8 protein-coding genes are annotated in these 7,198 nt (G+C 63.6%); 2 read left to right on the forward strand and 6 right to left on the reverse strand.

Annotated elements, in window-relative coordinates:
- Window positions 1-24 precede the first annotated feature (24 nt).
- Window positions 25-366 (reverse strand): NAD(P)H-dependent oxidoreductase subunit E, encoded by a 342-nt coding sequence (locus E7T06_RS13625; protein ID WP_136366327.1) that lies wholly within the window; start codon window positions 364-366, stop codon window positions 25-27.
- Window positions 367-441: 75 nt separating this feature from the next.
- Between E7T06_RS13625 and E7T06_RS13630 the strand changes: the two genes are divergently transcribed.
- Window positions 442-1,326: an EamA family transporter gene (locus tag E7T06_RS13630; RefSeq protein WP_136366328.1), complete on the forward strand. Its 885-nt coding sequence runs from the start codon at window positions 442-444 to the stop codon at window positions 1,324-1,326.
- A gap of 433 nt (window positions 1,327-1,759) precedes the next feature.
- On the opposite strand, the gene E7T06_RS13635 is transcribed toward E7T06_RS13630, so the two are convergent.
- The 5 genes from E7T06_RS13635 to xseB all read right to left on the reverse strand — a co-directional run bounded on the left by E7T06_RS13635 (window position 1,760) and on the right by xseB (window position 6,364).
- Window positions 1,760-2,500 carry an ABC transporter ATP-binding protein gene (locus E7T06_RS13635; RefSeq protein ID WP_240741059.1) on the reverse strand — a complete coding sequence of 247 codons (741 nt, stop codon included), beginning with the start codon at window positions 2,498-2,500 and terminating at the stop codon, window positions 1,760-1,762.
- A gap of 318 nt (window positions 2,501-2,818) precedes the next feature.
- Window positions 2,819-3,841, reverse strand: a complete 1,023-nt coding sequence (locus tag E7T06_RS13640) for an iron ABC transporter permease (protein WP_136366340.1) — start codon at window positions 3,839-3,841, stop codon at window positions 2,819-2,821.
- Between the two features lie 68 nt (window positions 3,842-3,909).
- On the reverse strand, window positions 3,910-4,782 hold the full coding sequence (locus E7T06_RS13645) for an ABC transporter substrate-binding protein (RefSeq protein WP_136366330.1): 873 nt from the start codon (window positions 4,780-4,782) through the stop codon (window positions 3,910-3,912).
- Window positions 4,783-5,360: 578 nt separating this feature from the next.
- Complete coding sequence (locus E7T06_RS13650; protein ID WP_136366331.1) at window positions 5,361-6,041, reverse strand: lysophospholipid acyltransferase family protein; 681 nt, start codon at window positions 6,039-6,041, stop codon at window positions 5,361-5,363.
- Window positions 6,042-6,097: 56 nt separating this feature from the next.
- A complete protein-coding gene (gene xseB / locus E7T06_RS13655; RefSeq protein WP_136366332.1) occupies window positions 6,098-6,364 on the reverse strand; it encodes an exodeoxyribonuclease VII small subunit in 267 nt (88 codons plus the stop codon).
- Window positions 6,365-6,404: 40 nt separating this feature from the next.
- Here xseB and E7T06_RS13660 point away from each other — a divergent pair, with 40 nt between their 5' ends.
- Window positions 6,405-7,079, forward strand: coding sequence for a flavin reductase family protein (locus tag E7T06_RS13660; protein ID WP_136366333.1), 675 nt, complete (start codon window positions 6,405-6,407; stop codon window positions 7,077-7,079).
- Window positions 7,080-7,198 lie beyond the last annotated feature (119 nt).

The following is a 7,198-nucleotide window of genomic DNA, read 5'->3' on the forward strand; positions in this document are numbered from 1 at the left end:
ACGCCCTACCTCCATCCCAGCGCCTTACGGCCCGTATTTTCCCCCCTCCGGCAAAGGTTCCCCGGCGTGCATAGCGCGGGCCACACTCAAGGCTTGCGGCAGGTCGGTGGCGGCGTACCAGCCTTCTTCTAGGCCGCCTTCCGGTTTGGTGCGGTACGCGCAGAGGGTTGGGCCATAGCTGCACGCGCCGAGGCAGCCGCTTTCGGTGAGGCGCAGGCTGCCGCCCTTTTTGTAGTAGGCAAGCGATTCGCGCTCTAGAGCGTTCCAGAGAGCGCGGTGCAGCAGCGCAGAACCCCGCGTTTGGCAACTTTGGCCCTGACAGACCAGCAGGTGTCCACGAGTGGAAAAATAGAGAGGGCCGGACATAGATGCTTAGGCTACAGACCAAAGCGCGGCGCATTGGCCTGCTTGCTCTCAATCTGCGGCGGGTAGATTGGGGCAATGCCGCTCCGAAGCCTGCTGTTGGCCCTGTTGATTACCTTTATCTGGGGCGTGAATTTTGTGGTGATCAAACTGAGTGTCACCGACGCCCCGCCGCTGTTGGTGGCCGCGCTACGCTTTGCGTTGGCCGCCTTGCCCGCCGTGTTCTTTATTCCGCGCCCGCTGATGCGCTGGCAACTGTTGGTGGGCTACGGCTTGGCGGTGGGCGTGGTGCAGTTTGGGCTGCTCTACCTCGCCATTCAGTTGGGCATGAGCGCGGGCCTCGCCAGCCTGCTCATGCAGATGCAAGCCTTTTTTACGGCGCTGCTGGCGGCGGCTTTATTGCGAGAAAAACTGGGGCCGAACCAAATCTTGGGCATGGCGCTGGCCTTTGCGGGCATGGGCGTCATTGGGCTGCTGGCCGATCATCAGACCAGTCTCATCGGATTCGGATTGGTCTTGGTCGCGGCGGGCGGGTGGGCCGTCAGCAACATTTTGGTGAAATCGGCGGGCAATGCCAACATGCTGAGCCTCGTGGTCTGGTCGGCCCTGATTCCGCCCCTTCCCCTCACGCTACTGGCAGGCGTCACCAGCGGCTGGGACGCTGTAGGCCGTACCCTCACCAGCAGCGGCCCCGGCTTTTGGCTGGCGGTGGCCTTCATGGGCTACTTCAATACCGTGTTGGGTTTCGGCATCTGGAATTGGCTGATTCAGCAGCACGGGGCCAGCCGGGTCGCGCCGCTGTCTTTGTTGGTGCCTGTGTTCGGCATGCTCAGCAGCGCCCTGTATTTTCAAGAATCCTTTCCGCCGTTAAAAGTATTGGGCGCGGCGTTGGTGTTCGTGGGCCTGATCGTGCATGTGTTCGGGGGCGCGTGGTGGGGGCGGTGGCGGGCGGTGCAGGGGTGAAAGGGACGGTTTTTAGTTTGTGGGGCTTGTCTCACGTTGGACTCCCCCACCCCCCAGCCCCCGCCCCCAAAGGGTGCAGGGGAGCAGACGTTGCACTAGGCAGGATTGACCTTGTCGCGTCCAGACTTGGCTGAATCGTTCGTTTGAAGCGGAATCGCCAGTTCATTCTGAGATGGAATTGGCCCGCGCGTTGCACGCACGACGGCCTCACACGGATGTGGGCGGGAACGGTGTGAGGTGGCGGTGTCGGGGTCGTTGCTCCCTCACCCTTGAGCGGGACTCGCAGAGCTGCGGAGCAGTGGGCTGGGGACTCGCAGAGCGTCTTGATCAGAACGGACGCGCATGAGCACGCCTGACCGCTGCGAAGCAGAGGGGGTGAATGAGCGCCAGCGATTGCCTTTCCTCAGACCCTAGACCCTTAGACGCAGCACCCCTAAACCCCTTCCCCGCCGTCCTGCGGCAGCACCACCAGCCGCCCGTCATGCCGGATCACCTGCGCGTGAATGCCATAGGCCGTGTGCAAAAGCGCGGGCGTCAGCACTTCTTCGGGGGGGCCAGCCGCCAGCACGCGGCCTTGATGCAGCAGCAACAAAGCGTCGGCGCGGGCCGCCAGATTCAGGTCATGTAGCACGGCCACCACGCCGAGGCCCCCGGCCACTTCGCAGCGCACATACCGGATCACGTCCAGTGCGTAGGCAAGGTCTAGGTGGTTGGTGGGTTCGTCCAGCAGCAGAAACCGGGGCTGCGAGGCCAGCGCCCGTGCCAACGACACCCGCTGCCGTTCGCCGCCCGACAATTCGGACACGCGGCGGTGTTCGAACCGCAGGGTATCGGTACGGGTAAGCGCGTCGGTCACGGCGGATTCGTCGGCATCTGTCCACGGGCGGGTGGGAATGAGGCCCCAGCGCCACGCGCCCGCGCCCCGGCCCAGCGCCACCACATCGCGTACCTGTGCCGTGTCGGGCAAGCCTTCGCCCTGCGCCAGATAGGCCAGCGTCCGCGCCCGCTCAGACCGGGGCCAGTCGGCCAGCTTGCGCCCCAGCAACCGCACTTCGCCGTGTTCGGGGGGACTGAGGCCCAGCAGCGCCCGCAGCAAGGTACTTTTGCCCGCACCGTTGGGGCCGATGACGGCAGTAAACACGCCCGCCGGAAAGGTGGCACTCACCTCCTGCACAGCGGCAAAGGTTCCGGCCCGGACGTGGAGAGCATGGGCTTCTAGGGTGTGGGAGTGCGTTTCTTGGATGGGAGTCACCTCGCTTTTGGGGGGTGGGTCTAAGGGTCAAAGGTGTGGGGGCGGGTTTGTCTTCCCGGTCGCCCCCTCACCCCGCTGCTGGTGCAGCGCCCCTCTCCCGCAAGGGTAGAGGGCAACAGATCAGTGCAAAAAGCTCGGTATTGCTCCCTCTCCCTTTACGGGGGAGGGCCGGGGAGGGGGTGAGTGAGCGCCAGCGATTACCCTTCCTCAGACCTTAGTCCCTTAGACGCCTTTCGCCCCTCAATCACTCCGCCCACGCGCCAGCAGCCACAGAAAAAACGGCCCCCCCAGCAGCGTCGTCACCACCCCCACCTGACTGAGAACAGTGGTGCGCGACAGCAGATCGGCCAGCACCAGCAGCGCCGCACCCGCCAGCGCACTGATCGGCAAGAGGACGCGGTGGCCCGCACCCCACACCAGCCGCACCAGATGAGGCACCACCAAGCCCACGAAACCGATGATGCCCACATACGCCACCGCCGCCGCCGTCGCCGCGCTGGCGGCTATGACCACCAGCAAACGCAGGCGCTCCACAGGCACGCCGAGACTGCGGGCGGTCAGGTCTCCGAGTTGTAACGTGTCCAGCGCACGGGCCAGCGCCATCAGTACGCCGCAGCCGATGACCGCGTAGGGCAAGATGGTCAGCACGTCGCGCCAGCCGCTAAAGCCCAGATCGCCCAGCGTGTAGGCCAGCACTTGCCGCGCCCGGTCTTCTCCGCGCAGGATCAGGAAGGTGGTAAATGCGCTCAGGACACTGCCCACCACCACGCCCGCCAGAATGAGACGCGTGGGCGGAAAGCGCCGCCCCTCCCGCGAGAGGGCCAGTGTTGCGCCCACCGCCGCCAATGCAAAAGCCAGCGCCGACAGCGGAATGCTGGAGCGGGGCCAGCCTGCCACGATGCCCACGGTGGCTCCCAGCGCACCGCCACTGGCGACGCCCAGCAAGTAAGGATCGGCCAGCGGATTGCGGAACACACCCTGAAACGCCGCCCCACACACCGACAGGCATGCGCCCACGACAAGCCCCATGACCACGCGGGGCAAGCGGATTTGCCACACGATGATGTCGTTGCCACTCAGTTCTGCGCCGCTGCCGAGGCTCAGCACCCCGCGCCACAGCGCCCCCAGCACCTCGGCAGGCGGAATGAACACGCTGCCGAGGCCCACCGCCAGCACGATGGAGGCCAACAGCACGGCCAGCAGCGCCAAAGTGCGTGGCAGCAAGCGGCGGGGTGGGTGGGTGGTGGAGTGTGGATCGTGGATCGTGGTCAACGGCAACGCCTCCCCTGTTCGCACTCACCACGCAGCCCTACCCACTTACGTCGTTTCACCTACTTGAACAGGCCCGGATGCACCAGCTTCGCCAACCCGCGCAACGCTTCCGGCAAACGGGGGCCGGGGCGAGACAAAATCGTGCCCAGTCCGGCAGGCAAGTCCACGACACGGCTTGTTTTGACTGCCGCCAGCGTGTTCCAGCCGGGGCGGGCGCTCACTGTTTTGGCATCTACACCCAAAATCAGTTGGGGGTTGGCCTTCACGATAAATTCGGGGTCAACTTTGGGGAAGTCGCCCATGCTAGCCGGAATGATGTTGCGTGCGCCCGCTTTGGTGAGCAGCACGCCCATAAACGAGTTTGGGCCAATGGAATACGGCGTCGGGTCAATTTCGTAGTAGGCGGTGGGCTTGTTCACCACGTTTTTGGTCAGAATCTCGGTACGGGCGATGTCTTGGCGCATCTTGAGGACTAACGCTTTGGCCTGCGCTTCCCGGTTCACCAACCGCCCCAGCACCAGCGTTTTGCTGAACACTTCATCGTAGGTTTCGGGGTTGACGGCTATAACCGTAATTCCAGCCTGCGCCAGCGGTTCGGCCAACTTGCCGTACTGACTGATCAGCACCAGATCGGGCTTGAGGGCCACGATTGCTTCTATGTTGGGGTTATACAGTCCGCCCACTTTGGGGAGCTTCGCAGCTTGCTGCGGGTAATCGGTGTAATCGTCTACGCCCACCAATTTGTCGCACGCGCCGATGGCACACAGCGTTTCGCTGGAGCTGGGCAGCACGCTGATAATCCGCTTCGGCTCGGCCTTCAGGGTGACTTTGCGGCCTAAGTCGTCGGTGATAGTGAGGGGGTAGGTGGTGGCAGAGGCCGAAGCCGAAAGCGCCAAAGCAGAGGTCAAAACAAATGCTGAAACAATCTTCATGGTGGATCTCCCTTGTGGGCAGTCCTCCGCAGAATAAAAAACGCCCCGCAGTGGGGGCGAAAGTGAACACGTCCGGGGCCGCTGCCCACGGATGGGAGCCTTGCCCTAGGCGTCCCTCCTTCCGCGAGAGGTGTGGCCGCATGCCCGCACGTGCTGTCTTCTGACGGGGCGCGGGGCATGGACAGGTAGGGCGTTCGGACTTCGCCGCCAATTCTGGAATCGGGTTCTAGAATCAGGGCGTTACCGTTGCGCGACAGTGCCGGACTGTGCTGATTAATCAGCAGTCACCGGACTTCCCCCACGCCTATCGGGGGCAGTATACGGCGGTTGGGGGCAGTTAAGGGTCTGGGTGGGAATTTGTCTGAGTGCCTACGGTGAGGGCGTACATCGGTTGTGGTTCTCTACTTGGAAGGCGGAGCCCCCCCGTTGCTCCGCAACGCCCCCCTTAGAGGTGGGGACACAAGCACTTTCGCTCCCCTTTAAGGGAGGCTGGCTGCAAAGCAGACTGGGGGGTTCACACAGCGTCAGCGATTGCCCTTCTTAGACCCTTCGACCCTTAGAGGCCCCCAAACCGCCGTCTAAACCTTCTCCCCCACCGGCTGAGCCAACTCTGCCAGCCTCTCGCCCACTTCTACGGTCAGTGCCTTGATGCCCCCACGCGACGGCAACGGCGGGCCAAAACGCACGATCCAGCGCCGCCCAACCCGGCTGATGCCTACGGGCAAAATCGGGGCGCGGCCTTTGGCGGCAATCAGGGCCACACCGCCGTGCAGCTCTCCGCCGCCGCGTGTGCCTTCGGGGAAAATGCCGACTGTGCCGCCCGCCGCCAAGATTCGCAGGCTGGTTCGCACAGCTTTTACATCGCTGATATTGCGGTCTACTGGGTAGCTGCCGCCCGCCGTAATCAGTGGCCCGGTAATTGGCCCGAACAGTTCTTTTTTCGCCATAAACTGCATATAGCGCCCCGGCGGCAGGGCGCGTGCGATCAGGAACGGGTCTAGGCCAGAGCGGTGGTTGGCGGCCACCACCAACGGCGTTCCCGGCGGCGGCACATGCTCGCGCCCATGCACTTCTAGGTGCATCCCACTCAGCAGCACAGGCAGGTAAGTGATATCGACGACGAAGCGGTAGACGCGGGGATTGACCACCGGAGCCAATTCCGGTTCTTTTGGCTTGGTGTGCGGGGCGGGGAGTGCAGCAACAGACCCTGAACGGGCGCGATCAGCACCCAAGTCGGGAGAGGGGGCAGCGTCGTTCATACGGGCAGCATACCCGCGCTAGGCCGTTTCGTCTTCCTTAGTTCAGTCAGGGATGTTCAGTAAGGCTCATCCGTAGCGTCGTCCGGATCTTCTTGCTCTGAGCTATCCGCGTCCACCCCAGCCACTTCCGCGCCCCAGCTTCCGGCCAGCACCGCCCGCACCGCCTCTATGCGCTCATGGCAAGCGGCGTAGGCAGCTTTGGCTTCCTCTAGCAGCGGCAACACGCGGTCTAAGTCGGCCTCGCCCGATTCCAGTTCGGCGGCAATCCGCGACAATTTCGCGTAGGCGTCGCGGTACCCGAGAGGGGAAGAAACGTCAGGCATAGGCCAGATTCTAGCGCCGCAGCGGGTTAGGCTGAAATCTATGTCACAAAGCTCCACACCCCCCGACTTCACTTCCCCAGACTTCACACACTTTGACCTGACCGTACTCCCCGCCGCCGCTTGCTACAAGCTGGTCACAGGAGTGGTGGTGCCGCGTCCGATTGCGTGGGTCAGCACGTTGGGGGAGGGCGGGCATGTGAACCTTGCGCCGTATTCCTTTTTTGGTTTGATGGGGTCCGACCCGCCTGTGGTGGCCTTCGCCCCCGGTGACAGGGCCGACGGCGTACCCAAAGACACGGCACTGAACATCGGCGCTGGCGGCGAATTTACGGTGAATCTGGTGTCGGCAGAGTTGGCCGCCACCATGAACGCCACCGCCACCGACTTTCCGCACGGCGTTGGCGAGGCCCAGACGCTGAATGTGCCGCTGGCAGACGGCGTAAAGGTGCGCGTGCCCCGTGTGGCCGCCAGTCCCGCCGCGCTGGAATGCCGCGAAGTCCAAACCATCCTAATTGGCCGCACCCGAATTATTCTGGGCGTGGTGTTGGGCGTCACCCTCCGCAGCGACGCCGTGCAGGACGCCGAACGCCACCATGTGGACACCAACTCCCTAGACCTGATCGGGCGCATGGGCGGGCGCGGCAGCTACGCCAGGACGCGGGAAACGTTCGTGCTGGAGCGAGTGAGTTACAGCGAGTGGGAGAAACGACGGTAGGAACGCGGTGGGCATGATCGCTACAGTTGTTGCCTTTGAACTCTGGCAACAACCCTAAAGATTCATTTCACATCTCCACGATCCACGATCCACGATCCACGATCCACGATCCACGATCC

This window comes from Deinococcus sp. Arct2-2, assembly GCF_004801315.1.
In the GTDB taxonomy this organism is placed as follows: Bacteria; Deinococcota; Deinococci; order Deinococcales; family Deinococcaceae; genus Deinococcus.